Source organism: Paraburkholderia sp. SOS3, assembly GCF_001922345.1.
Classification (GTDB): domain Bacteria; phylum Pseudomonadota; class Gammaproteobacteria; order Burkholderiales; family Burkholderiaceae; genus Paraburkholderia.
In genome coordinates this window covers 3,575,048-3,599,347 of sequence record NZ_CP018811.1, presented here as the reverse complement: position 1 = coordinate 3,599,347, position 24,300 = coordinate 3,575,048, and the positions used below count along the sequence as shown (strand labels likewise).

The following is a 24,300-nucleotide window of genomic DNA, read 5'->3' as shown; positions in this document are numbered from 1 at the left end:
TTGACAGGAGGGGACCATGGAGAAACCGCGGGAAGAATCCCAGATTCTTGAGGACTTGAGCGAGCTAGCTGCATCGCCTGGATACGTTCACGCTGTCGCACACATTTGTCATCGCGATAACGTCATCTACATTGAGGGCAAGCTGAAATCGGCCGACATGGACCGGTTGTTCAGTAGGGACCGGCTGATTCGGACGGAGTTGACGACGCTAATAGGCTTGATGGCGAAGAAGCCGTTGGACCTGTCTCCGCAGCCCTTTGATGTGGTCGAAGGCTACGTTGAACGCACCGATGTCCTCATGCGGGAGCTTCACAACGCAATGTCCTACCCGATGTTTGCCGCCATGTTCGAGGCGGTGAAGGAAGGGCGCGAGCCGCCAGACCCGTGGCGCGGCGCGGGGATGCGAGAGCCCATTTTCTATGGGACCGAGTCGGCCTACGCCTTTCAGTACAGGGACTTTGTGCCCGAGAAGTACGGGGCCGATGACGACTGGATGCTCAAAGCCAAAGGCTTCACCTCCGGCCAAGCGAGGACTATCGCCAAGACGATGTGCGCGTTGATGGACGAAAAGGGGACTCGGCTCTTCGCGGACGCCAGAATTGCCAAGACCCAGCCCGAGACCTGGCTGCCCGCGTTCGAGTTCTCGTCCGATGAGGTGGCGTCTCGCAGTGGAGTTGCGCAGGACGTCGTTGAAGCGTTTTTCCGTGCTTTCCTCTATACGGGAGACAACGCGGCGTTCAAGGGGATAGGTGACTTCAATGAGGTCGCCGCACGGCCGCTGCTTCCGACCGACCGCGGGACGGTGCTCCTTTTCTCGCATTACTCCATCTACGAGGCTCTATACGAGTCTCCGTTCTTTTGGATGTGGGACGACAAGTCCTACCGCCCGACGGCGGCCAAGCACCGCGGCGCCTTCACCGAGCAGTTCGCCGTGCGCCGACTGGCCGGGGTCTTCGGCATGGAGCACGTCTATTCAAATGTGAATCTGCATCGTGGCAAGAACATCGTGGGTGAGGCTGATGTTCTCGTCATTTACGCAGACCGACTCATCATCGTACAAGCGAAGGCAAAGAAGCTGACCATCGCAGCCCGAAAGGGAAACGACAATCAGTTGAGGGCGGACTTCGCTGCCGCCATACAAGATTCCTACGACCAAGGTTGGACTTGCGCCAGTGAAATTCTCGCTGGTGGATGTCGCTTAGTGGACGACAAAGGAAAAGAAGTCGATTTGCCGCCGAGCATCAAAGAGGTCTTCCTGTTCAGCCTCGTGTCAGAACACTATCCGGCACTGGCCTTTCAGGCGAGCCAGTTTCTGAAATTTCAGACTACCGATGTCATCCGGCCTCCGTTGGTGATGGACGTGTTCCTTCTCGACACGCTGACGGAGATGCTAACGACGCCGCTGCGACTCCTGAGCTATGTGAAACTGCGTGCTGCCGTCCCGGACAAACTGATGAGCGGGCATGAACTGACCGTGCTCGGCTACCACCTGAAGCAGAATCTCTGGCTGGACGAGAATTACGACAGCGTCATACTTGAGGACTCTATCGCGCAAGACTTGGACATGGCGATGCTGGTCCGCAGGGATAACCAACCGGGGGACGACACACCAGTTGGCATCCTGACGAAGATGCGCGGAACGCGCTACGAGCAACTCATCAAGGAGATAGAAACCAAGGCGGACTCGGCAACGCTAGAACTCGGATTCCACCTGCTTTCGATGGACGAAGATTCGTGTATGAATGTCCATCGTGTACTTGAGGCCGTCACGCGGCAGACGCAACTCGACGGTGGGCGACACGACGTGACGCTTGCGTCGAGCAGCACTCCACCGTGCGGGGTTAGTTTCCATTGCAATCCAACGCTGTCGCCCGAAGCGATTGACGTATTGGAGACGTACTGCGTCAAACGCAAGTACCGGCAACATGCGGCGCAGTGGTTTGGAGTATCCGTGAACCCAGATGGGCATGTCCAATTCGGTGTCACGTTGGACTTTCCGTGGGAGCCCTCGGAAGAAATGGACCGGTTAACGGCGAATATGAAGCCGGCGGCTCGGGTTCGCGATGTGCTTCCTCAATACACACAAGGTGCGGCCAGGCGCATAAAACTCGGGCGAAACGAGCCGTGCCACTGTGGCAGTGGGCGCAAGTACAAGAAGTGCTGTTTGAACTAGATGAGGGTGCGGGGGCGGCGCGCTGCTCTGTGCGCCTTATGCCATTGTGCAACCTTTGCGATCCAAGGCAACGTCTGGAGCGTCGTCAACGTTAGTCACGCGGTTATCAAGGCAAGTGCGTGACATCGGCGACAGCCCTAGTCAACAAACTAGGTAGCTTGGATGCTATGAAAACAATCTGTCTACAAGGAATTTCTTACTTTTAAGCTTGCGAGCGCAGCTGTCTACATGAAACGCCGGCTTGCGAACCGAATACCTTCGATTCTCAATCTTAATTTACGATGAAATACGATGCTTCAAACGCGACAGGGGATGCCGGGGAGTACTACTTCGGGTATTGGGTCTCGCACAAGTTACAGTGGCCGTGCCGTCTGCTTGACGTTGACCTCGGAATCGATGCACAGGTCGAGGCGCTCGACAGCGACGGAGAGACAACGGGGAACTTCATCGCGGTTCAAATAAAGGCGCAGACAGAAGAGAGCATCCAACCGATGTCGCTGTCTCGAAAGCACTTCGAATACTGGCAGAGCATCCGAACCCCCGTATTGATAGTGGTTTTGCTTTTTCCGTCAAAAAAGTTGTTTTTTCATTATGTTGACCCCTTGCGCGAGTATTTGAGTTCCGATGGACATGCTTCCGGTAGTTTGACCGAGTCAGACTTTCAGCGGTTGTCCACAGCCAGCAAGGTCGAGTTGCGGAAACTTGCGTACCGCCATGCGTCGAATCGTCTTCGGCAAAGGTTACGGCCCATCGATTGGGAGTGCAGACGGATTCGCAATATGCTTGACGAGGACCGTCCCGGCTACAATCCGAACAGTGATGCTGCGTTGGATGAGATCGAGACGATTAACGAGCTTGAACGCAAATTGATTGAACTGCGTCTTTCTGCATCTTCGCTTCGCAAAAAAACCGGCAATGACTGCGGGTACTCGGCATCGGTTGGCAAGTTCAAGAAAGCGTACGATGACTTAAGCGAATGTCTGTCCGGGGATATGGATTGGAAGGAGCAAACGCACGCGGTGCGGACGTTCTGTGAGCGCTCTTTCGCGCATCTTTCGCTGGACTAGAGGGGCGCGCGGTACCGCGAATCTTGCCCGCCACTGGCTGCATTACCGTTGGCCCCAGCGCTTAGGACGCGATACCTGATGTACTGCGCGGGAATCAACCCCGCGTTTCGTTTTGATAGTTGGTTTGTGAGTAATCCGCCAGAAATCAAAAAAATACGTTTATTTTCAACTGGTTATGATGGCCTCTGGCGGAGGGCGTGGGATTCGAACCCACGAAGGCCGTAAAGCCTTGCCGGTTTTCAAGACCGGTGCATTCAACCGCTCTGCCAGCCCTCCGAACCCGAAATTGTAACCTGAAACGGCGTGCCCGCCCCAGAACATTGCCCGCCTACTGCGATTCCTTGAGAAACAACGCTTGCAAATCATTCAGAAACGCCTGACCAAGCGGAGTCGGTGCGATCTTTTCATAGTCGCGCGTGATCAGCTTGCGACGCTCGGCTTCCTGCAGCGCGGGTTCGATCGACGTCATCGGCAAGCCGGTGCGCTCGATAAAGCGATGCACCGGAAAGCCTTCGACGAGCCGCAGCGCGTTGAGCATGAATTCGAACGGCAGGTCGCGCGCGCCGACTTCGTGTTCTTCCTGTACCGCGTGCCCGGCTTTCGCTTCTTCGATGAACGTCGCCGGGTGCTTGTAGCGCATCTGCCGCAGGATCCGGTTCGGGAACGACAGCTTCGTATGCGCGCCCGCGCCGATGCCGAGATAGTCGCCAAAACGCCAGTAGTTCAGGTTGTGCTTGCTCTGCCGGTGCGGCTTCGCATACGCCGATACTTCGTAGCGCTCGTAGCCCGCGGCGGCCGTGCGTTCGTGGATCCAGTCCTGCATGTCCGCGGACGCATCGTCGTCGGGCAGCGGTGGCGGAAACTTCGCAAATAGCGTGTTCGGTTCGAGCGTCAGGTGATACAGCGACAGATGCGGCGGCGCATACGACAGCGCCGTTTCGATGTCGGCCTCGCATTCGGCGAGCGTTTGCTGCGGCAGCGCGAACATCAGGTCGAGATTGAAATTCTCGAACGTGTGCGCGGCGACCTCGACGGCATGACGTGCCTGCGCCGCATCGTGAATGCGGCCGAGCGCCTTCAGATGCGTTTCGTTGAAGCTCTGGATGCCGACCGACAGGCGATTCACGCCGCTCGCGCGAAACTGCGCGAACTTCGCCGCTTCGAACGTGCCGGGGTTTGCTTCGAGCGTGATTTCCGCATCGGCGTCGAGCGGCAGCAGCGCGCGCACGTCGGACAGCAGCCGGTCGAGCCCCGGCGCAGACAGCAGGCTCGGCGTGCCGCCGCCGATAAACACCGTATGCACCTGGCGGCCCCAGACGAGCGGCAGCGCGTGTTCGAGGTCGGCGCGCAGCGCGTCGAGATAATCGCTCTCCGGAAAGCGCTCGCCTTTCCATTCGTGCGAGTTGAAGTCGCAATACGGACACTTGCGCACGCACCACGGGAAGTGCACATAAAGCGCGAGCGGCGGCAGCGACGTCAGGCGGATGCTGCCCGGCGCGTTGAAGGCCTGGACCACGCGGCCGCCGGCCGATATTGCACTTGCGCTCACGCGTCCTCCTCGAGCCGTGCAAGCAACTGCTGCAACGCAATCGCGCGATGGCTCGTCGCGTTTTTCACCGACGGTTGAAGTTCGGCAGCCGTCGCATTCAGCGCCGGAATGAAGAAGTGCGGATCGTAGCCGAAGCCGTGCGCGCCGCGCGGTGCGTCGATGATTTGCCCTTGCCAGCGACCTTCGGCGATCAGCGGCTCGGGATCGTCGGCATCGCGCACGAGCACGAGCACGCAGAAGTAATACGCGCGGCGGTCCGCCACATGGGCGAGCTGCGCGACGAGGCGCGCATTGTTCGCCGCGTCGCTCTTTTCGCCGCCGGCGAGTTGCGCATAGCGCGCCGAATAAACGCCGGGCGCGCCACGCAATGCACGCACGCACAAGCCCGAGTCGTCCGCGAGCGCCGGCAGGCCGGTCAGCTTCGCCGCATGGCGCGCTTTCGCGAGTGCGTTTTCGACGAACGTCTGATGCGGTTCTTCCGCTTCGGGCACATCGAGCGTGCCCTGCGCGATCAGTTCGATGCCGGCCGCATCGAGCAGCGCCGCGAATTCACGCAGCTTGCCCGCATTGTTCGATGCGAGCACGACCCTGCCGAGCGACGGCTTCACCGCATGGTCACCGTCCTCGGCTTTCCGACGATCATTCACCGGTAATCTCCAATACTTCCTTTTGCTTCGCGATCAGCGCTTCGATACCGCTTTGCGCGAGATCGAGCAGCGCGTTCATCTCGTCGCGCGAAAACGGCTCGCCTTCCGCCGTACCCTGGATTTCGACGAAGCCGCCGTCGCCCGTCATCACGACGTTCATGTCGGTATCGCACTGCGAGTCTTCGTCGTAGTCGAGATCGAGCACGGGCAAGCCATCGAACACGCCGACCGAGATCGCCGCGACGTAGTCGGTAATCGGCGACTGCTCGATGCGGCCAGTCGCGAGCAGCTTCGCCACCGCATCGTGGGCGGCGACGAACGCACCCGTGATGCTCGCCGTGCGCGTGCCGCCATCGGCCTGGATCACGTCGCAGTCGATATGCAGCGTGCGCGGGCCAAGCCGTTCGAGATCGAATACCGAGCGCAGCGCGCGGCCGATCAGGCGCTGGATTTCCTGCGTGCGGCCCGTTTGCTTGCCGCGTGCCGCTTCGCGGTCGCTGCGCGTATGCGTCGCACGGGGCAGCATGCCGTATTCCGCGGTCAGCCATCCCTGACCCCGGTCGCGCAGAAACGCCGGCACCTGTTCGGCGATGCTGGCGGTGCAGATCACCTTCGTGTCGCCGAATTCGATCAGGACGGAGCCTTCGGCATGCTTCGTGTAGTGGCGCGTGATGCGCACCTTGCGTAGCTCATCGGCGCGGCGGCCGCTCGGGCGGGTCGTGGTGTCGTTCATCGTGGTGGCGTGGTCGTGGTCGGGAAGGGTTGGGGGCGATCGGGCGTATGCGGGCCTGTTCGGGCGCGCCTGAGCGTGCCCGGGAAAGGAGGGCGCCCGGCAAGCTTCGATTTTAGCGCCGATCGTCTGGTTCGCCGCAGAGGCACGTCCAGCGGGCACTTTCGCCAAAAATGGGATAATGCGCGTTCCCTGCCCCGCGTCTCGTACACGCCGGGCGACCGCATCCCGGGCAGTGCACACGGCGGCACGCCCCCTTCGCGAGACGAACGATGATCTACAGCATGACTGGCTATGCGAGCGCCACGCGCGAACTCGCCGCGGTTTCCGGAAACGGCGCCGGCAACGGCGGCCTCAGCGTGTCCGTCGAGTTGCGCACGGTGAACTCGCGCTTTCTCGATCTGAACTTCCGGATGCCCGAAGACGTGCGTGTCTGCGAACCGACATTACGCGAAATGCTGATGACGAAGCTCTCGCGCGGCAAGGTCGATATTCGCGTCAATCTGCAGCGCAGCGAGCAGACGGCGAACGCGGGCGCACTCAATCGCGATGCGCTCGATCAACTGGCCGGTCTGGAGCGCGCGGTGCTCGAAGCATTTCCTCAAGCCGGCCGCCTGCGCACCGGTGAGATTCTGCGCTGGCCGGGCGTGCTTGCCGAGAGCGGCGTGTCGCCCGAGGTGCTGCGCGACGCAGTGCTCGCATGCGGCAAGCAGGCCATTACCGAGCTCATCGACGTGCGTGGACGCGAAGGCGCGCAGCTTGCGACGATGCTGCTCGCGAACGTCACCGAAATGGAGGCGATCGTGGCGAAGATCACGCCGCTCGTGCCGGAACTGATCGCGAAGCATCAGCAGAAGATTGTCGAGCGCCTGCAGGAAGCGCTCGGCGTTGCGGCGCCCGATACCGCGGCGACGATCGTGTCGCGCGAGGAGATCGCCGAGCGGATTCGCCAGGAAGTGACGATGTACGGCATTCGTATCGATATCGCCGAAGAGCTGTCGCGCCTGACCGCGCATCTGAACGAGACGCGGCATGTGATCCAGAAAGGCGGCAAGGTCGGCAAGCGGCTCGACTTCATGATGCAGGAGCTGAACCGCGAAGCGAATACGCTCGGTTCCAAGGCGGCGGCGAAGGAACTCGCCGATTCGTCGATGACGTTGAAGCTCCTGATCGAGCAGATGCGCGAGCAGGTGCAGAATCTCGAATAGGTAGTCGGTCTCGCACCGACCGGAAAAACCCATCGAACAAGCACTTGAAGAGCGGGTAAAGAAGTGGGCTTAACGCAGCAGGAGCTACGGGCATGACCGACCACACACGCGAAAGCAGCGCACCGCGCAGTCCCTATGCGCGAGCGTATCCGGGCAACCTGTTCATGGTTGTCGCACCGTCCGGCGCGGGCAAATCGACGCTCGTCAATGCGCTGCTCGCGCGCGATCCGGCGATCCGTCTGTCGATTTCGTACACGACGCGCGCGCCGCGTCCGAAAGAGCAGGACGGCGAGCACTACCATTTCACGAGCGTCGAGGATTTCCTCGCGCGCCATGCCGCGGGCGAGTTTCTCGAGAGCGCCGAAGTGCACGGCAACTATTACGCGACCTCGCGGCTCTGGATCGAAGAGCAGATGACGATCGGCCACGACGTGCTGCTCGAAATCGACTGGCAAGGTGCGCAGCAGGTGAAACGTCAGTTTCACAACGCCGTTGAGATTTTCATTCTGCCGCCGTCGCTCGAAGCGCTCGAAGAGCGTCTCAGGAAGCGCGGTCAGGACGAGCCGAACGTCATCACGCGGCGGCTGCTCGCGGCAGGCGGCGAGATGGCGCATGCGGCCGAAGCGGAATATGTCGTGATCAACGAGAATTTCGATCGCGCGCTGGCCGAACTGCAGTGCCTCGTCGCCGCCACGCGGCTGCGGTTCGCATCGCAGTACGCACGGCATACGGACCTGTTCGTGCAGCTCGGCATCCACTTGCCGCACGCGGGCTGACCGGACGTCGGTTCGAACACATAAGGTAGAATAAGCAACAACCAGAGAAGGAATTTTCACCATGGCCCGCATTACCGTCGAAGACTGTCTGAAACAGATCCCGAATCGTTTCGAGCTGGCGCTTGCCGCAACCTACCGTGCGCGTCAGCTCGCGCAAGGCCACACGCCGAAGATCGAAAGCCGCGACAAGCCCACCGTCGTCGCGCTGCGCGAAATCGCGGCCGGCCAGGTCGGCGTCGAAATGCTGAAGAAGGTGCCGGTTTAAGCGCGCACCTTCATTCACCGTCGAACGTCATGTAACTTGAACCCACGCGTGCGGATTGGCGCGTCGCCAGTTCGACTGGCGTCCATTGGCGTCCATTAACCCGGTCAGGAGGCGGACATGAGCTCGAACCCCACGTCCTCCATGTCGGACGTCGCATCCCACGCGGATGATGGACACGAAACCGAAGCGCCTTCGTCCGCACGCAAGTACATCGATGCGGTCCTCGAACAATCGTTTCGCCATCTGTTCGGGCCGACCGCAACGCCGGAGCAGCCGCGCCGGCACGACGTCGTCTCGATCGCGAAGCTGACCGCCGCGCTTTCGGCTTATCTGTCGCCGGAAGACATCAAGGCGGTCAAGGCCGCGTTCCACTTCAGCGACGAAGCTCACCTCGGGCAATACCGTCAGAGCGGCGAACCCTATATCACGCATCCGGTCGCGGTCGCGGAAATCTGCGCCGGCTGGAAGCTCGACGCGCAGTCCATCATGGCCGCGCTGCTGCACGACGTGATGGAAGACCAGGGCGTGACCAAGGCCGAACTCGCCGAACGGTTCGGCGCGAAGGTCGCGGAACTCGTCGACGGGTTGTCGAAGCTGGACAAGATGGAGTTTCGCAATCGCGAGGAAGCGCAGGCGGAGAACTTCCGCAAAATGCTGCTCGCGATGGCGCGCGACGTGCGCGTGATCCTCGTCAAGCTCGCGGACCGGCTGCACAACATGCGCACGCTCGGCGCGGTGCCGCCCGAGAAACGCCGGCGCGTCGCACGCGAAACGCTCGATATCTACGCGCCGATTGCACACCGGCTCGGTTTGAACAATACGTATCGCGAGCTGCAGGACCTGAGCTTTGCGAACTTCAATCCGCATCGTTACGCAACGCTCGAAAAAGCGGTGAAGGCCGCGCGCGGCAACCGGCGCGAAGTGGTCGGCAAGATTCTCGAGTCGGTGCAGCGCGCGCTCTGCGATGCGAAGCTCGACGCGGAAGTGACGGGCCGCGAGAAAACCATCTTCAGCATCTACAAGAAGATGCGCGACAAGCAGCTGTCGTTTTCGCAAGTGCTCGACGTGTACGGTTTTCGCGTGGTCGTCGAAAGCCCGCTCGAATGCTATACGTGCATCGGCGCGCTGCATGCGCTGTACAAGCCGGTGCCGGGCAAGTTCAAGGACTACATCGCGATTCCGAAGGTCAACGGCTACCAGTCGCTGCATACCACGCTCGTCGGGCCGTTCGGTGCGCCGATCGAGTTCCAGGTGCGCACGCGCAAGATGCACGAGATCGCCGAAGCGGGCGTCGCCGCGCACTGGCTGTACAAGAACGGCGGCGCGGACCTCAACGATGTGCAGAAGCGCGCGCATCAGTGGTTGAAGTCGCTGCTCGATATTCAGAGCGAAGTCGGCGATTCGAGCGAATTCCTCGAGCATGTGAAGATCGATCTGTTCCCGGATGCGGTCTATGTGTTCACGCCGAAGTCGAAGATCATGGCGCTTCCGCGCGGTGCGACCGCGCTCGACTTCGCGTATTCGATCCATAGCGACCTCGGCAATCAGTGCGTCGCCGTGAAGATCAACAATGAACTGCTGCCGCTGCGTACGGAGTTGAAGAGCGGCGACATCGTCGAGGTGATCACTGCGCCGTATTCGAAGCCGAACCCCGCATGGCTCGGTTTCGTGCGTACCGGCAAGGCGCGCACCGCGATTCGTCACTATCTGAAGACGATGCGGCTGAACGAGTCCGTGCAGCTGGGCGAGCGGCTCGTCGATCAGTCGCTGAAGGGCTACGGGCTGTCGCTTGCCGACGTTACGCCCGATGCGTGGGAAAAGCTCGTGCAGTGGACCGGCAACAAGAATCGTCAGGAAATTTTCGCCGATATCGGCTTGGGCCGGCGTGTGGCCGCGGTCATGGCCAAGCGCATCGAAGTGCTGATGAGCGGTCACGACGGCGACGAAGACGGTCATTCGCGTGGCGAGCACGGTACGGCGCCGAATGCGCCGCCCGTCGTCATTACGGGTACCGAAGGAATGTCGGTGCAGCTCTCCGCATGCTGCCGGCCGATTCCCGGCGACAACATCATGGGCTATATCGGCATCGGCCTCGGGATGGCGATTCACACGACCGATTGCCGCGTCGCCCAGCGCATCCACCGGCGCGATCCGGGCCGCTGGATCGATGTCGCGTGGGCGCCGCAGCCGGGGCGCCTGTTCGACGTCGCCATCAAGGTGCTCGTGAAGAACACCAAGGGCGTGTTCGCGCGCGTCGCGGCGGACATTACGTCGGCCGATGCGAACATCGTCCATATCGCGATGGACGAAGATCAGTCGCAGGAATCGACGGTGCTGCGCTTCGTCATTCAGGTGAGCGACCGCGTGCATCTCGCGAATGTGATGCGACGCGTGCGGACCAACCTCGACGTGATGCGCATCGCACGCGAGCGGCCGAGCGAAGACGGCGGCCACCATCGCCACGATGGCGGTATGCGGATCGATCGCGAGCGCGGCGATTACTGAGCCGGACACAGAAGCATGCGGCGCCTCGGGCGCGCGCCTTGCTGCGTCTCGATGGACATGTGTGTTATCGGGAGGGAACCAATGAAGGTAGCGGACCTGACCGGCGTGGCGCTCGACTACTGGGTTGCGCGCAGTCTGCATGACTTCGTGCGCGAGATTCACTTCACCGACAGTGGCCGCACCGTTTCGATTCGAGGTAACGATCGCGGGCGTCCGTGGGACGGCCGCTTCACGCCATCGACGTCGTGGGATGCTGCTTCAGTGGTGCTCGAGCGCTCACGGCGCATAGATGTGAGGGAACGCCTGCGCAATGGCGCCGTGCATTGTGTGGCCGAATTCGATGAAGCGCGCGATGGCGTCGGCGGCAGCAGCGGGCGCGCTGCCGAGGGACGCGGCGAGTCGCTGCGCATTGCGTTGCTGCGGGCGTTTGTCGCGAACCGCTTCGGCGATACCGTCGACGATGTGCTGCGGCAGTCGCAGGCGCTGGTCGGCGCGCGAGCGGAGCCGGTCGGCGAGCAGACGGCGATGAGTGCAGTCGAGGATCCGCCGGTGCCTGATGGGCGGATCGGCGATATCAGATCGGTGCCGCGCATGTGAACCATGTGACGATGACACATGTATCGCGCGCGGCGAAACGATGCCGCCAAAGCAAAGGGCCTTCCGACGTAACAAACGGAAGGCCCTTCGAAAATGGCGCGGCTGGCAGGATTCGAACCCACGACCCCTTGGTTCGTAGCCAAGTACTCTATCCAACTGAGCTACAGCCGCACGCAAGACGTTACTGCTTACATTGTTGAGCAATGCATTGACCCGGTTATCGTGCTGCCGGATCAAATGAAAGGGCCTTCCGGAAGAAGGCCCTTGAATAGGTGGCGCGGCTGGCAGGATTCGAACCCACGACCCCTTGGTTCGTAGCCAAGTACTCTATCCAACTGAGCTACAGCCGCACGCAGAAACGGGATTATAGCAAAGCTGGCAGAAAAGGGAAGCGACATTCCGCGATTTGTCCGGTTGCTGCCATCATGTAGGCTTGGTATCGGGGCATCCGCTGATGCCCTCGCATCAATCAATGTTCTCGTTTTGGCTGCAGAGCCAGTCAGTATTGGCAGATCATCATGAACAAGGCTTTTGTCAAAGAATCGAGCGACGACAACGACGACGATCTCGACGTCGCACAACCGGACGTTCCCGCGGGAGCGAAGAACTACATCACGCCGGCAGGCCATCGCAGGCTGCGCACGGAGCTGCTGCATCTAATCGATGAAGAACGGCCCGAAGTCGTAAAGCTCGTGTCGTGGGCGGCGTCGAACGGGGACCGCTCGGAAAACGGCGACTATATCTACGGCAAGCGGCGCCTGCGGGAAATCGACCGGCGCATCCGCTTCCTCACCAAACGCCTCGATCTTGCGGAGGTGGTCAACAGCAGCAGGCAGGAGAATACCGATCAGGTGTTCTTTGGAGCGACCGTCGAATATGCGACTGGCGACGGCGAGTCGCACACGGTGAAAATCGTCGGTATCGACGAGGTCGATCTGGACCACGGGCACGTCAGCTGGATTTCGCCGATTGCGCGTGCTCTGTTGAAGGCGAAAATCGGCGACCAGGTCACGTTGCATACGCCGGCGGGCCCGGAGTCGATCGATGTGCTCGACGTGCGCTATCCATCTGCGGAAGAGGAGGCGGCGTAAATCGCCCGCCAATGGAAAGGCGGACAAGCTCGCACGCAACTATCGAGCACGCGACAATAAAAAAAGGCGCCGCAAGCGGCGCCTTCAATACTGCGGATACTGCTCTTTTCTTGATCGCTTGTCTTAGAAGCGGTGACGGATACCACCGGTCACAGCAACCTGGTTGTTCGTCGCCGAAGCTGCGCCGATACCGTTGATGACCGGGTGAACGATCGCGTTGTCGTTCGTGGTCACGTATTCAGCCTGCAGGTACACGTCCGTCCGCTTCGACAGCGCGTAGTCCGTTTGCAGGTTGACCTGGTTGAAGTGCGGGTTCGTCGCTGCGAGGCTCGTCTTCGTGTACGTGTACGAACCGGCGATGCTCAGAGCCGGCGTCAGAGCGTAACGTGCGTTCGCTTCGAAGTTCTGGAAGTGAGCGCTGGTCGGAGCGCCGAGCGACGGTTGGCCGCCGGCACCCGAGCCGAAGCCGGCCAGGTCTTGCAGGTTCGTTTGCGTGTACACGAGGCCGAACGTTGCCGGTCCGAGCGTGTAGTTGGCACCTGCGCCCCACGTTTGCTGGCGGCTAGCGAAGAACGTGTTGTCGCCCGAGATTGCGCCGCTTGCGTTGGTCGTCGCCGTGTTGATCGCGCCTGCGTTATTGTTGACCTGCAAGTAGCCGGCGCCGACGTTGAAGCCAGCGAAGCTATACGATGCGCCCGCGCTGTACACGCGGTTGTTCGCGAAGCCGTCAGCCTGGTTCGAGAAGCCATACAACGCGCCGAACTTGAAGCCCGCATAGTTCACGCTCGTGTACTTCACCGAGTTGTTCACGCGGAACGAGTTGTTCAGGTTGTCGTTATCGTACGGGTGGGCGAACTGCGTGCCGCCGTATTGCGTGCCCGTCAGAGCCAGCGGGGCGACGAAGTCGACCATGCTGTCATATTGACGGCCGAGGGTCACAGCGCCGAACTGGTCGCTCGCGAGACCGACGAATGCTTGACGACCGAACAGACGGTTACCTTGCTTCGAGGTGCCGTCGTTGATGCCGAAGCCGCTTTCCAACGTGAAGATTGCCTTCAGACCGCCACCGAGGTCCTCAGCACCGCGCAGGCCCCAGCGGCTGCCGTTGATCGAGCCCGATGTTTCCTGGACGTTGCTCGCACCGTGCTGGTTGTTGGTGTAGGTGATGCCGGCGTCGATCAAGCCGTACAGCGTAACGCTGCTCTGCGCGTGAGCCGCAGTAGCAAACACGCCCGTCAGGGCGGCGACCATGAGTGTCTTTTTCATCTTTGTAACTCCGAGAACAGGATGGGCTTTGGAAACCCAGGCTTTTGAGAAAACGGTTCACGCGAGGCGCTGCGAGAGGCGGAGTTCGCGCAAAAACGCGCTGACCAGGGCGCGTTCGTTTTCCGGTAGCCAAAGTGTAGAGACGCTCATCGCCGCGTGACCGTTCCAGTTTCTGCAATAATGTATTACGGGATGGGAAATGATCGGCGGTGGCCTGCGCAGCCTTACTGGCAAAGGGCTTACACGCATTCGGGATGACCCTGGGGCGGGTGCCCGCGACATCGCGTTGTGTAATTGCTACGGCGGATGATGCGGAAAAACAACAAATATTCCAGCAAAGGTCTGATTATTGCCTGATCGGAAATGAATGTTTGCGGACCGCGCCGCTAATCCCGATTAAAAGAGGGCGCTATACTGAATTTGCTGCTTTCCAAAGCAGACTTTTTCGTTGACGAAAAAGATCTCCAAACTTTGTCAGGCGCGACTTTACCGTCGCGCTTTTTTTCGCCCTCTACACGCCCGCCTTCGTGAAGCCAGTTGTTCGGCTACGCACGTCTTGTGATAGCGGAAGCCGCCCATTCGGGCCCGGATGCGACGCTCCAATCTTCCATTACGTAATGTCGCGCGTCCATCGGGGAAGACAGCAGGTTCTGCCAGTGGTCGCCGTGCCAGACCGGATCGAATGGCAGCGCCGGGGGGGCCGCCGCAGGTCGGCTACCAGTGGCGAATTTCCCGGAAGGCTCAGTGAGCGGTGTGGTGAAACAGGCCGCGAAGCGGCGCATAACGGATAGCAGCATGGCGACCTCCCTGAATCCACTGCTGTGAACCATCATGTAATGCGCCCCAAGGCCTAACAACCCGTAAAAACACTTACGAATATTCACGTTTTGTTACATGTCGGCAGAAATTCCCTGCCCTAATCTGATGGCGGTAAAAACGTCGGTTGCCACGCATTTCTGTATTTAATAGAAAAGCACGAATGCAACGTGCATTCGTCGAACGATAATCGGACGCTGGTAAACCACTGCTTGACGATTCACTGCATTAGCACGTATAAATGCCAAGCCGATATCGAATCAGTTCGAGTCGGTGAAGTCGACTGTCGTCTCAAAACAAATTCGAGGAAATGGATATGGAAACCGGTGTCGTCAAATGGTTCAACGATGCTAAGGGCTTTGGCTTTATCACTTCTGATGCGGGTGGCGATGATCTCTTCGCTCACTTCTCCGAAATCCGCGCGGAGGGGTTCAAGTCGCTCAAAGAGAACCAGCGTGTCTCTTTCGACGTAAAGACCGGCCCGAAGGGCAAGCAGGCTGCGAACATCCAGCCGCTGTAATGGCATCGTAGAATCACGACGCCTGACGCAAGCCCTCGCATCTGGCGAGGGCTTTTCGTTTGTGTGGCCAGAAAAATATCTGATGATATCCAATACGAAAAACATTTGATCGATTGACCCGAAATGCATCGATGATTATCAGACTTATCTCAAAGCAATAAATCGGCGATTGGAATTAACGCGTATAAATCGATCTGTCTCAAAGTATGCGCGATCGATTGCCATGTGTTGAGCAGCCGTGCTAGCGAGTCTGCGTACACGAAACTTTCAAGCAGGCTTTGCACCCGATGGTGCATACTTGGGCTGAATTTATCGCACCCGAACCTGTTCCCATTCATGTCTGAAGCGTTCCTCGCGGCTCCGGCGCCGGCCGCGCTCGATGTTCCGATCGCGTTTGTCGATCTCGAAACGACCGGCGGCTCGGCCGGCGTGCATCGAATTACCGAAGTGGGCGTCGTCGAAGTCGGGCCGCATGGCACATCGCGCTGGAGCACGCTGGTCGATCCGCAGCAGCCCATTCCGCCGTTCATCCAGCAGCTAACCGGCATCACCGACGCAATGGTGCGCGGCGCGCCGACCTTCGATGCGATTGCATCCGAACTCTTTGCGCGGCTCGACGGCAAGCTCTTCGTCGCGCACAACGCAAGCTTCGATCGCGGTTTTCTGCATCGCGAATTCGAGCGCGTCGGGTTCGCATTCAACCCCGATGTGCTGTGCACGGTACGTCTGTCGCGCGCGCTCTTCCCGGCCGAAAAGCGTCACGGACTCGACGCGCTCGTCGAGCGGCACGCGCTCATGCCGTCGGACAGGCACCGCGCGCTTGCCGACGCGGATCTGCTCTGGCAGTTCTGGCAGCGCCTGCACGACCTCGTGCCGCTCGACGCGCTGCGTGCACAGATCGACCGCACGATGCGGCGCTACCGGCTCGTCGGCGATCTCACCGAGGATTCGCTCGATGCGGCGCCCGCGGGGTGCGGCATCTATATGTTCTATGGGGAAAACGACGTCCCGCTGTTCGTGGGACGAAGCGTCCGGGTCCGTCAACGGATCCGCGCGCATCTGACGGGTGAGCGGCGCTCGTCGAAGGATATGCGGCTCGCGCAACTCGTGCGACGCGTCGACTGGCGCGCGACGGGCGGCGAGCTGGGGGCGCTGCTCGCGCAAGCGCAATGGATCGCCGCGCTGCGCCCGAGCCACAATCGTTCGCTGCGGACGTCGAGAAGCGATCCGGGCGATGCGCCGTGGCCGTTCGATGGCGCGATCGTGTTTGAAGAGCGCGGCGGGGGCGGCAAACACGCAGGGGAAGCGGAGCCCGCGTTTCATGTCGTCGACCGCTGGTGTTATCTGGGCCATGTGCAATCGGCAACGCAAGCGCATGCGCTGCTCGCGCAGCGCAAGGCAGGCGCGCCGCGCGGGTTCGAACTGTCCACGTATCGGATCTTGCAGACCCATCTTGCGCGTGGTTTGCGCGTGATGCCGGTCGAGTTGCCGCCGTCGTTGCAGATGTCGCCCTCGGCCGAGGCGCAGAATTCGCCCGTTTCACCGCCATCCGTGCAGCCGCCCGATCGGTGCGCGACGCTGATAATCGAGCCGTCGGTCGAAACGCCGGCCAGCGAGACCGCGTCCGCTGCCGCAAACGCGAGCTAGCCCGTCGCGCCGACGCCGCCCGACTCGCAGACGTGCCCGAGCGCCCGGTTGAGCGCCTCCGTCTGCGCTGCGTCATAACGCGTAAGCGACTTCCAGTTGGCAACACCCTGCGCGACCCGCGTCGGGCAATCGGGCGCGGCGCGAAGCGCTTGTACACGTCCGAGTGCGGCGATCATCGATTGCGTGAGCCGGTCCAGTTGCGGTCGCGTGCGCGTTGCCAGGTCGGGCGCCGGACCTTCGGGCGGCCGCAGCTTGTGCCATTGCTCGAAGAGCGCGTTCTGGATGTCCTTGCTGGCATCGATCTGATCCTGGAAGAATTCGTGTGCGAATTCGGCGTCGACGCCTGCCGCCTGTGCGCGCTTCGCGACATCGGCGAGCAGTGCGGCTTCGCGGCGCGCATCGTCGATCGGCCGGTGATTGATCCACTTCCAGTGGGCGACGGGTTCGGCCAGTGCAAGCCGCTGCGAGACGAGCGAGATCAGGTTCGTGAGTGAAGTGTCGTCGGAATCGGCGCGGGCCGTGGCTGGCGTGAGCGCAAGGGCGAATCCGACCGCAAGTGCGGATGCGATCACGAATAGCAGGCGGACTGTGCCGCGCGCGGCGCCGGACGTGGCTACGCGCCACGCGGCCGCTTGCCAGTGCCTGCGTGCAAGTAGTCGAGCGATATCAACGGCGCGCGGCTTTCCTCGCGGGAGCTTCGGCGCGCTATCACCCGTTGCGATGTCCCCGTTCGTCGTTACTTCGGTTCGCACGACTTGCGTTGTTCGTCGAAAAACGCCCGCACGTGCTCCGGCAATTCTGCCCCGAGAAATTCGACGCCTGCGGGTTCCGGATCCGGACTCAACACCTTGTCAGGGGTCGGAATCTTCGGCGGTTTCGTGTCCATGAACTTTCTCCTTTACAAATCGATTATCTGCCTCAGTCCCCGTTTGCTACCAGTGCGAGTGATCGGAAAACCAGGGTTTCGGTACTTTGTTGTTGCTTTAACGGCACACCGGCTCCGCGATTGAAGTTGCGTGAATAGAATTTGTCGATTGTCCTTAATACTTCCTCGGGACCACTTCGAGACCACTTCAGGTCCAGTTCAACGTCAGGTCCGCTTCACATCCTCGATTTCATGTTCTTGCTGTCTGCGCGCTTACTTCTGCCAGGTAGCGATGAAACATTCGACTCGCCGGATCGGCGTTGTATGCCTCGCGGTGGTACTCGATGTGCTGTAGCACCGGTCGTCGGTGATGCGCGCACAACGCCAGCCTCGCGCCCCGCTTCAAACGTTGGTTTGAAGCGACCGTCGCTTCCCGCATCGCAGCGCAACGTCTCTTATCACCATAACGACGAATTCGGACAGTTCGTTGACGGCGGTACAGACAGTGAGAGCCAACCGGATTCCGCCCGCGCTTGATGCAAATGTACGCGGCGGTGTCGCGCGACCGGTTGCGGTCGGAGCGGCGCACATCACGTCGCCACGACTGAAAAGGCGCTGCGGTCGCACCGAGCCTCCTGATACGTAAACGCTTCACCGGAGAGCGCCATTCCGCTTTTTTGGCGCAAGGCTTCAACGTGCCGCAATCACGCAGGTCTGTCTCCGCAGAAGCCCTGCTGCTGTCGAATCTGCCCGGTTCACGCGATGCGCGTTCACCGTGTTATTCGCAGGTCGCGCCGTTTGTACCGGCTATGTGACGTTGGACGGCAGCAATTACAGGCGATGCAAAGCGACGGCTGCGGGTCGCATGAGCCGAAGGCGACCATGCGTTCGTCACGCATTCGGACGGTCACGGTCACACGATTTGCGCACCAACGATTGCTAGCGCGATGCCAGAGCCGATTTAATGGCGTGGTTCAGCGTCGTCGATGGACGCGCCGACATCTGCTATTTCCGACTTTCGGCACACGGCAAGACGCTTGGCGCGTCGTCGGCGTTCGGCGTTCGGCGTGACAGGCAAAGACGAGCAGGCGTTGTACGCGTCGCCGCTCGAAAACAGCGGGGCACTGTGGCTCGCGTGGAAAGATTTCGCCGCGACACGATGCGCATCATGATGGATGGCAACAGAAGCATCGTGACGTGCGTGTGAAGATGATTGCGATGGATTGACTTGGCCGGCAATGCGGACGCTCTCGTGCAGGCGCTGGCGGCTGACGCAGCTGCCGCCGCAGGTCGCGCAATATGCGAATGCGCGGGCGATACCGGAGAAGTCGCGCTGCACTCTGGAATCGAGGCTCGGGTGCCGAGTTGCAGCGCACGGTGCCGATCGACTTGCGCGGCGCACGACAATCGCATGGCGGATTGCTGGCGCCTCGCGGCGCAAATACCCGCCAAAACCAGGAGTACCACGAGAAGCAAGTGCGCTTAGAAAGCAAAAAGCCCGGCCAAATGACCGGGCTAAATGCTTGAAACTGCACTTGATTCTTGTTGGTGCCGGAAAGAGGAATCGAACCCCCGACCTTCGCATTACGAATGCGCTGCTCTACCGTCTGAGCTATTCCGGCATCAGGAGAACCGCGATTATAGGGACTTCTTTATCGGCTTGGCAAGCCCCGCACTTATTTTTTTCTTTCGAGGTGGTAACGGGTGACGCGGTCGACTTCGTTCTTCGAGCCAAGGAACACCGCGACGCGCTCATGCAGATGTCCCGGCGTGATGTCGAGGATGCGCTGTTCGCCGTTGGTCGCCGCGCCGCCCGCCTGTTCAACGATGAACGACATCGGATTGGCCTCGTACATGAGCCGCAGTTTGCCGGGCCGGTCGGGCGTGCGCTTGTCGGCCGGATACATGAAGATTCCCCCGCGGCTCAGAATGCGATGCACGTCTGCCACCATCGAGGCGATCCAGCGCATATTGAAGTCCGCCTGGCGCGGGCCTTCCTTGCCAGCGTTCAATTCGTTGACATATTGCTGTACCGGCTCGTGCCAGTGACGCGAATTCGATGCGTTGATCGCATATTCGCGCGTATCGACGGGGATGCGCATGTCGCTTTGCGTGAGCACCCACGACCCCAGTTCGCGATCGAGCGTAAAGCAGTTCACACCATTGCCGGTGGTCAGTACGAGCACCGTTTGCGGACCGTACACGGCATAGCCGGCCGCGACCTGCTGCGTGCCCGGCTGCAGGAATGACGCTTCGGTGGGCTGCTGGCCGTCGGGGCAGCGCAGCACCGAGAAGATCGTGCCGATCGACACGTTCACGTCGATATTCGACGAACCGTCGAGCGGATCGAACACGAGCAGGTATTCCCCGCGCGGGTAGTTGGCCGGAATGGGGAAAAACTGCTCCATTTCCTCGGAGGCCATGCCGGCGAGATTGCCGCCCCATTCGTTTGCCTCGAGCAGAATTTCGTTCGACAGGATGTCGAGCTTTTTCTGCACTTCGCCTTGCACGTTTTCGCTGCCTGCGGTGCCGAGCGCCTCGCCGAGCGCGCCTTTGCTGACGTGATAGCTGATGGCCTTGCACGCGCGTGCGACGACTTCGATCAAAAGACGCAGATCCGCGGGAAGGTTGTTGTATTCGCGCTGTTGCTCGATCAGGTACTTCGTGAGAGTGGTGCGGCGTGGCAGTGACATTGCAGTGCTCCGGGAAGGCTCAGGAATGCATCGATTTTACCTGCTCGCCTGCCAGATTCCGCATAAAGAAAATGTGAAAGCCGTGGCGCTGAGGTTGCAGATGCGGTCGCAGGTGTGGTTGCAGATGCGGTCGAAAAATGCGGTCGCCGATGCGATGGCGAGCGCGCTTGCAGGGGGGGGCTTGCGCAGTCAGCCCTTACGCGAAGCCGCGCCAGCGGCGCCATTGGCGACGCGTCGCGCCGCACTCGCCGCGAGCGTGGCGGCGCGCGCATTGGCGGACTGCGTTTTCGGCGGCTTCGGGCGTTCGCGTGGCGGCAGCGGCTCGATTTCGCGCTCGATTTGCGCGCCGGACTGCGCGGTGGTGACGCGCAGGTCGTACGCGATCTGCAGGTTCATCCAGAAGAGCGCGCTGGTGCCGAAATAACGCGCGAGACGCAAGGCCGTTTCCGGTGAGACCGCGCGCTTGCCGCGCACGACATCGTTGATGCGCGGCGCCGGTACGCGCAGCGCGAGCGCGAGTGCGTTCACCGACATGCCGCGCGGGTCGAGAAACTCCGCGCGCAGGACTTCACCGGGATGGACCGCGGTGATCCGCTCGCCGGTCGCGATATCCGAGAAATCCGTGTTTGCGAGCTCGGAACGTTTGATAACCATACAGCCTCCCTTTGAATCAGTGGCAGTCCACGATTTCGACGTTCAGCGCTTCGCCTTCGGCGAAGTAGAAGCAGATTCGCCATTGCTCGTTGATGCGGATGCTCCACTGACCGCTGCGTTCGCCGTGCAACAATTCGAGCCGGTTGCCGGGCGGTGCGAGCAGGTCGGAAGGCGAGGTTGCCGCGTCGAGCATTTGCAGTTTGCGATGCGCGATCGACTGAATATGAACGGGCAGCGTACTGGTGAACTCGCCCGAAAAAACAAGTGCCGTTGCCTCGTCGGCAACTGATGAAATCATAGATATCGTATAACGCGCTGCGTTAAATGTAAAGTATTGTTCGAGTGCGTTTACTTTGACGGCCGCACGCGACGCTGAACAGTCGTCCGAACGGCCAACGGTCGCGCTGCGCAAACAAAAAAGCCGGCAACGTGTGCCGGCTTCGTACTACAGAGCGGGAACGGGCTCTCTTAGCCGAGCGCCTTCTCGACAATCTCGCGCACGTCACGCGACTTGACCTGTGCGGCGACCTTTTCGAGCGCGCCGCGCATCTGCTCGCGCAATGCGGGCGTGAAACGGCGCCACAATTCGAGCGTGCGCGCGAGGCGCGCCGCGACTTGCGGATTGAGCGCGTCGAGCGCGATCACCTGCTCGGCCCAGAACGCGTAACCGGAGCCGTCTTCCGCATGGAATTGCGCGGGGTTCGCGCCGCAGAAACCGAAGATCAGCGAGCGCGCGCGATTCGGGTTCTTCAGGTTGAACGCGGGATGCGTCATGAGCTTGCGCACGATATCGATGACCGGCCGCTGCGGCGTGCCGCGCTGCGTCGCCTGCAGGGCGAACCACTTGTCGATGACGAGCGGCTCCTTTTCGAAGCGGCGATAGAAGTCGTCGAGCGCATGCTGCGCCTCGCCGTTGCCCGAGGTGGCCGCCGTAGTCAGCAGTGCGGAGAGCGCGGCGGCGCGATCGGTCATGTTGTTGGCCGACGCATATTGCGCCGATGCAAGCCGCACCGCGTCGTCCGGATCGTCGAGTTCGGCGAGATACGCGAGCGCGAGATTTTTCAGGCCGCGGTGGCCCGAATCTTCCGGCGTGGCCTGATAGGCGCCCGGCGTCCGATGCCGTTCGTAGATCGCGAGCCAGTCGCCCCTGAGCGTATTCGCGAGGCGCCGCCGGACGAACTGGCGCGCGCGGTGCACCGCCGCCGGGTTCGATTCGCCCATCTGCTCGGCCAGGTACGCCTCGGACGGCAGCATCAGCGCGAGTTCGCGGAACGCCGGCGACAGCGTTTCGTCGTTCAGCACGCGCGCAAATGCCGTGACGACCGCGTCGTCGAGTCGCAGCGGCGTGCCGTTTGCCGCCTGTTCGGCGAGCGTCAGCAGCTCGCGCGTCGCGAGCCGTTGTCCGGCTTCCCAGCGGTTGAACGGATCGCTGTCGTGCGCGAGCAGGAAGGCGAGTTCGTCGCCGCTGTAGTCGTATTCGACGATGACCGGCGCCGAGAAATTGCGCAGCAACGACGGCAGCGGCTTTTCGGCGACGTCGACGAACGTGAAGGTCTGCTCGCTTTCGGTGAATTCGAGCACGCGCGTGGTTGCGGCGGGAGCCTGCGCGTCGCCTTCGAGACGCAGCGGCAGATCCTTGCCGTCCGCGCCGATCAGACCGAGCGCGAATGGAATCAGCAGCGGGCCTTTCTGCGTTTCGCGCGCGGCCGGAGAACTCTCGCCGTAGCCCTGTCTCAGGGTGACGCGATAACGGCGTTGCGCGGCATCGTAGCCGGTGGAGACCGTCACGCGCGGCGTGCCGGCCTGGCTGTACCAGCGCTCGAATTGCGCGAGGTCGCGGCCATTCGCATCGGCCATCGCCATGCGGAAATCGTCGCACGTAACCGCATGACCATCGTGGCGCTCGAAGTACAGGTCCATGCCGCGCCGGAAGCCGTCGCGGCCGAATAGCGTCTGATACATCCGCACGACTTCCGAGCCTTTCTCATAGACCGTCATCGTGTAGAAATTGTTGATTTCGACGTAGCTCTCGGGGCGCACCGGATGCGCCATCGGGCCCGCGTCTTCGGCGAACTGCATCTGCCGCAGCACGCGCACGTCTTCGATGCGCTTGGTCGCGCGCGCAGCTTCGTCGCCGCCGTTTTCTGCCGTTTGCCCGTGAGCGCCGGCCGCCATATCGGCCGAAAACTCCTGGTCGCGAAACACGGTCAGACCTTCTTTGAGGCTGAGCTGGAACCAGTCGCGGCAGGTTACGCGGTTGCCGGTCCAGTTGTGGAAATACTCATGGCCGACCACGGCTTCGATGTTCGCGAAGTCGGTATCGGTGGCCGTTTCCGGGTTCGCGAGTACATACTTCGTATTGAAGATGTTGAGGCCTTTGTTTTCCATCGCACCCATGTTGAAGTCGCTGACCGCGACGATCATGAAGCGGTCGAGATCGAGTTCGAGCCCGAAGCGCCGTTCGTCCCAGCGAATCGAATGGATCAGCGAGTCCATCGCGTGCCGCGTCTTGTCGAGATCGTGCGGTTCGACCCAGACCTGCAGCAGTTTTTCCTTGCCCGAACCGGACGTGACGCGCTCCTCGAGCGCGACGAGCTTGCCGGCCACGAGCGCGAACAGATAACTCGGTTTCCTGAACGGATCTTCCCAGCGCGCGAAGTGCCGGCCGTCCGGCAGATCGCCCTGTTCGAGCAGATTGCCGTTCGACAGCAGCACCGGGTACGCCTGCTTGTCGGCTCGCAGCGTGACCGTGTAGGTGGCCATGACATCGGGGCGGTCGAGAAACCACGTGATGCGGCGAAAGCCTTCCGCCTCGCACTGCGTGAAGAAGTTGCCGCTCGATACATAGAGCCCCGAGAGCGTCGTGTTTTCCGCCGGATTGCAGGTGCCGACGAGCGTCAGTTCGAATGCGTCGGGCACGTTTTCGACGGTGAGGCCATGTTCATGCACGCGCACCGCGGCGTGCGGCTTGCCGTCGACGGCGGCACTGACGAAGTCGAGCTGTTCGCCCATCAGTTCGAGGTGCGTGTCACGCGTGGCGTCCGGATTGCGGCGCACACGCATCGTGTTCCTGACGGTCGTACGTTCGGGCACGAGATCGAATTCGAGCGCGACGGTATCGATGAGGAAGGCAGGCGCCGTGTAGTCGGCGCGGCGGATGACGGGGGGCGTAGCGGTATCGGCCATGATCGGAAGAAAATGAGAGTCTCGAAGCCGGCTCGCGTTGTGCGC

22 protein-coding genes and 4 tRNA genes are annotated in these 24,300 nt (G+C 61.2%); 10 read left to right on the top strand and 16 right to left on the bottom strand.

The window, feature by feature from the left end; genetic code table 11:
* Positions 1–16: 16 nt before the first annotated feature.
* Both BTO02_RS16090 and BTO02_RS16085 read left to right on the top strand, forming a co-directional pair.
* On the top strand, positions 17–2,173 hold the full coding sequence (locus BTO02_RS16090; protein ID WP_075157870.1) for an SEC-C metal-binding domain-containing protein: 2,157 nt from the start codon (positions 17–19) through the stop codon (positions 2,171–2,173).
* Between the two features lie 281 nt (positions 2,174–2,454).
* On the top strand, positions 2,455–3,240 hold the full coding sequence (locus BTO02_RS16085; protein WP_075157869.1) for a DUF4365 domain-containing protein: 786 nt from the start codon (positions 2,455–2,457) through the stop codon (positions 3,238–3,240).
* Positions 3,241–3,426: 186 nt separating this feature from the next.
* Here the strand turns inward: BTO02_RS16085 and BTO02_RS16080 are convergent.
* The 4 genes from BTO02_RS16080 to rph all read right to left on the bottom strand — a co-directional run bounded on the left by BTO02_RS16080 (position 3,427) and on the right by rph (position 6,169).
* Positions 3,427–3,516: transfer RNA gene (locus tag BTO02_RS16080), tRNA-Ser, on the bottom strand.
* A gap of 52 nt (positions 3,517–3,568) precedes the next feature.
* Positions 3,569–4,789, bottom strand: a complete 1,221-nt coding sequence (gene hemW, locus BTO02_RS16075; RefSeq protein ID WP_075157868.1) for a radical SAM family heme chaperone HemW — start codon at positions 4,787–4,789, stop codon at positions 3,569–3,571.
* Positions 4,786–5,436: an RdgB/HAM1 family non-canonical purine NTP pyrophosphatase gene (rdgB, locus tag BTO02_RS16070; protein ID WP_075157867.1), complete on the bottom strand. Its 651-nt coding sequence runs from the start codon at positions 5,434–5,436 to the stop codon at positions 4,786–4,788. The genes hemW and rdgB overlap by 4 nt, the downstream gene beginning before the upstream one ends.
* The gene (rph, locus tag BTO02_RS16065) at positions 5,429–6,169 is read right to left on the bottom strand and encodes a ribonuclease PH (protein ID WP_075157866.1); all 741 of its coding nucleotides are present in this window, start codon (positions 6,167–6,169) and stop codon (positions 5,429–5,431) included. The genes rdgB and rph overlap by 8 nt, the downstream gene beginning before the upstream one ends.
* Before the next feature lie 269 nt (positions 6,170–6,438).
* Between rph and BTO02_RS16060 the strand changes: the two genes are divergently transcribed.
* The 5 genes from BTO02_RS16060 to BTO02_RS16040 all read left to right on the top strand — a co-directional run bounded on the left by BTO02_RS16060 (position 6,439) and on the right by BTO02_RS16040 (position 11,517).
* Entirely contained in the window at positions 6,439–7,374 is a 936-nt protein-coding gene (locus BTO02_RS16060; protein ID WP_075157865.1) for a YicC/YloC family endoribonuclease, read from the top strand.
* A 92-nt stretch (positions 7,375–7,466) separates the two neighbouring features.
* Positions 7,467–8,150, top strand: a complete 684-nt coding sequence (gmk, locus tag BTO02_RS16055; protein ID WP_075157864.1) for a guanylate kinase — start codon at positions 7,467–7,469, stop codon at positions 8,148–8,150.
* Between the two features lie 61 nt (positions 8,151–8,211).
* Positions 8,212–8,415 carry a DNA-directed RNA polymerase subunit omega gene (rpoZ, locus tag BTO02_RS16050; RefSeq protein ID WP_006025620.1) on the top strand — a complete coding sequence of 68 codons (204 nt, stop codon included), beginning with the start codon at positions 8,212–8,214 and terminating at the stop codon, positions 8,413–8,415.
* A gap of 117 nt (positions 8,416–8,532) precedes the next feature.
* The gene (locus BTO02_RS16045; RefSeq protein WP_075157863.1) at positions 8,533–10,920 is read left to right on the top strand and encodes a RelA/SpoT family protein; all 2,388 of its coding nucleotides are present in this window, start codon (positions 8,533–8,535) and stop codon (positions 10,918–10,920) included.
* Between the two features lie 81 nt (positions 10,921–11,001).
* A complete protein-coding gene (locus tag BTO02_RS16040; RefSeq protein WP_075157862.1) occupies positions 11,002–11,517 on the top strand; it encodes a phage protein NinX family protein in 516 nt (171 codons plus the stop codon).
* Between the two features lie 94 nt (positions 11,518–11,611).
* Here the strand turns inward: BTO02_RS16040 and BTO02_RS16035 are convergent.
* Positions 11,612–11,688, bottom strand: a tRNA-Arg gene (locus BTO02_RS16035).
* Between the two features lie 102 nt (positions 11,689–11,790).
* Positions 11,791–11,867, bottom strand: a tRNA-Arg gene (locus tag BTO02_RS16030).
* A gap of 168 nt (positions 11,868–12,035) precedes the next feature.
* On the opposite strand from BTO02_RS16030, the gene greB reads away from it, so the two are divergent.
* Positions 12,036–12,608 (top strand): transcription elongation factor GreB, encoded by a 573-nt coding sequence (gene greB / locus BTO02_RS16025; RefSeq protein ID WP_075157861.1) that lies wholly within the window; start codon positions 12,036–12,038, stop codon positions 12,606–12,608.
* Positions 12,609–12,731: 123 nt separating this feature from the next.
* On the opposite strand, the gene BTO02_RS16020 is transcribed toward greB, so the two are convergent.
* Both BTO02_RS16020 and BTO02_RS35140 read right to left on the bottom strand, forming a co-directional pair.
* Complete coding sequence (locus tag BTO02_RS16020; protein ID WP_075157860.1) at positions 12,732–13,874, bottom strand: porin; 1,143 nt, start codon at positions 13,872–13,874, stop codon at positions 12,732–12,734.
* A gap of 545 nt (positions 13,875–14,419) precedes the next feature.
* Positions 14,420–14,671, bottom strand: coding sequence for a hypothetical protein (locus tag BTO02_RS35140; RefSeq protein ID WP_075158922.1), 252 nt, complete (start codon positions 14,669–14,671; stop codon positions 14,420–14,422).
* A gap of 335 nt (positions 14,672–15,006) precedes the next feature.
* On the opposite strand from BTO02_RS35140, the gene BTO02_RS16010 reads away from it, so the two are divergent.
* Positions 15,007–15,210 carry a cold-shock protein gene (locus tag BTO02_RS16010; protein WP_075158921.1) on the top strand — a complete coding sequence of 68 codons (204 nt, stop codon included), beginning with the start codon at positions 15,007–15,009 and terminating at the stop codon, positions 15,208–15,210.
* Between the two features lie 336 nt (positions 15,211–15,546).
* The gene (locus BTO02_RS16005; protein WP_083615145.1) at positions 15,547–16,857 is read left to right on the top strand and encodes an exonuclease domain-containing protein; all 1,311 of its coding nucleotides are present in this window, start codon (positions 15,547–15,549) and stop codon (positions 16,855–16,857) included.
* On the opposite strand, the gene BTO02_RS16000 is transcribed toward BTO02_RS16005, so the two are convergent.
* From BTO02_RS16000 to pepN, 8 genes are all read right to left on the bottom strand, one after another.
* Complete coding sequence (locus tag BTO02_RS16000; protein ID WP_075158920.1) at positions 16,854–17,438, bottom strand: chorismate mutase; 585 nt, start codon at positions 17,436–17,438, stop codon at positions 16,854–16,856. The genes BTO02_RS16005 and BTO02_RS16000 overlap by 4 nt on opposite strands.
* A 155-nt stretch (positions 17,439–17,593) precedes the next feature.
* Complete coding sequence (locus BTO02_RS34810; RefSeq protein ID WP_198039152.1) at positions 17,594–17,743, bottom strand: hypothetical protein; 150 nt, start codon at positions 17,741–17,743, stop codon at positions 17,594–17,596.
* A gap of 940 nt (positions 17,744–18,683) precedes the next feature.
* Positions 18,684–19,061, bottom strand: coding sequence for a hypothetical protein (locus tag BTO02_RS34330; protein WP_156883838.1), 378 nt, complete (start codon positions 19,059–19,061; stop codon positions 18,684–18,686).
* A 207-nt stretch (positions 19,062–19,268) separates the two neighbouring features.
* Positions 19,269–19,344: transfer RNA gene (locus BTO02_RS15995), tRNA-Thr, on the bottom strand.
* Positions 19,345–19,398: 54 nt separating this feature from the next.
* Positions 19,399–20,415: a class 1 fructose-bisphosphatase gene (locus BTO02_RS15990; protein WP_075157859.1), complete on the bottom strand. Its 1,017-nt coding sequence runs from the start codon at positions 20,413–20,415 to the stop codon at positions 19,399–19,401.
* Between the two features lie 189 nt (positions 20,416–20,604).
* Positions 20,605–21,069, bottom strand: a complete 465-nt coding sequence (locus BTO02_RS15985) for a HigA family addiction module antitoxin (protein ID WP_075157858.1) — start codon at positions 21,067–21,069, stop codon at positions 20,605–20,607.
* A 16-nt stretch (positions 21,070–21,085) separates the two neighbouring features.
* Positions 21,086–21,367, bottom strand: a complete 282-nt coding sequence (locus BTO02_RS15980; RefSeq protein ID WP_075158919.1) for a type II toxin-antitoxin system RelE/ParE family toxin — start codon at positions 21,365–21,367, stop codon at positions 21,086–21,088.
* A 170-nt stretch (positions 21,368–21,537) separates the two neighbouring features.
* A complete protein-coding gene (pepN, locus tag BTO02_RS15975; RefSeq protein ID WP_075157857.1) occupies positions 21,538–24,255 on the bottom strand; it encodes an aminopeptidase N in 2,718 nt (905 codons plus the stop codon).
* Positions 24,256–24,300 lie beyond the last annotated feature (45 nt).

What these genes read in the sequence shown, in the direction of transcription:
- BTO02_RS16090 (WP_075157870.1), top strand. Translation starts at nt 17, where the DNA reads ATGGAGAAACCGCGGGAAGAATCCCAGATTCTTGAGGACTTGAGCGAG.
- BTO02_RS16085 (WP_075157869.1), top strand. Translation starts at nt 2,455, where the DNA reads ATGAAATACGATGCTTCAAACGCGACAGGGGATGCCGGGGAGTACTAC.
- rph (WP_075157866.1), bottom strand. Translation starts at nt 6,169, where the DNA reads ATGAACGACACCACGACCCGCCCGAGCGGCCGCCGCGCCGATGAGCTA.
- BTO02_RS16060 (WP_075157865.1), top strand. Translation starts at nt 6,439, where the DNA reads ATGATCTACAGCATGACTGGCTATGCGAGCGCCACGCGCGAACTCGCC.
- gmk (WP_075157864.1), top strand. Translation starts at nt 7,467, where the DNA reads ATGACCGACCACACACGCGAAAGCAGCGCACCGCGCAGTCCCTATGCG.
- rpoZ (WP_006025620.1), top strand. Translation starts at nt 8,212, where the DNA reads ATGGCCCGCATTACCGTCGAAGACTGTCTGAAACAGATCCCGAATCGT.
- BTO02_RS16045 (WP_075157863.1), top strand. Translation starts at nt 8,533, where the DNA reads ATGAGCTCGAACCCCACGTCCTCCATGTCGGACGTCGCATCCCACGCG.
- BTO02_RS16040 (WP_075157862.1), top strand. Translation starts at nt 11,002, where the DNA reads ATGAAGGTAGCGGACCTGACCGGCGTGGCGCTCGACTACTGGGTTGCG.
- greB (WP_075157861.1), top strand. Translation starts at nt 12,036, where the DNA reads ATGAACAAGGCTTTTGTCAAAGAATCGAGCGACGACAACGACGACGAT.
- BTO02_RS16020 (WP_075157860.1), bottom strand. Translation starts at nt 13,874, where the DNA reads ATGAAAAAGACACTCATGGTCGCCGCCCTGACGGGCGTGTTTGCTACT.
- BTO02_RS35140 (WP_075158922.1), bottom strand. Translation starts at nt 14,671, where the DNA reads ATGCTGCTATCCGTTATGCGCCGCTTCGCGGCCTGTTTCACCACACCG.
- BTO02_RS16010 (WP_075158921.1), top strand. Translation starts at nt 15,007, where the DNA reads ATGGAAACCGGTGTCGTCAAATGGTTCAACGATGCTAAGGGCTTTGGC.
- BTO02_RS16005 (WP_083615145.1), top strand. Translation starts at nt 15,547, where the DNA reads ATGTCTGAAGCGTTCCTCGCGGCTCCGGCGCCGGCCGCGCTCGATGTT.
- BTO02_RS34810 (WP_198039152.1), bottom strand. Translation starts at nt 17,743, where the DNA reads ATGGACACGAAACCGCCGAAGATTCCGACCCCTGACAAGGTGTTGAGT.
- BTO02_RS15990 (WP_075157859.1), bottom strand. Translation starts at nt 20,415, where the DNA reads ATGTCACTGCCACGCCGCACCACTCTCACGAAGTACCTGATCGAGCAA.
- BTO02_RS15985 (WP_075157858.1), bottom strand. Translation starts at nt 21,069, where the DNA reads ATGGTTATCAAACGTTCCGAGCTCGCAAACACGGATTTCTCGGATATC.
- BTO02_RS15980 (WP_075158919.1), bottom strand. Translation starts at nt 21,367, where the DNA reads ATGATTTCATCAGTTGCCGACGAGGCAACGGCACTTGTTTTTTCGGGC.
- pepN (WP_075157857.1), bottom strand. Translation starts at nt 24,255, where the DNA reads ATGGCCGATACCGCTACGCCCCCCGTCATCCGCCGCGCCGACTACACG.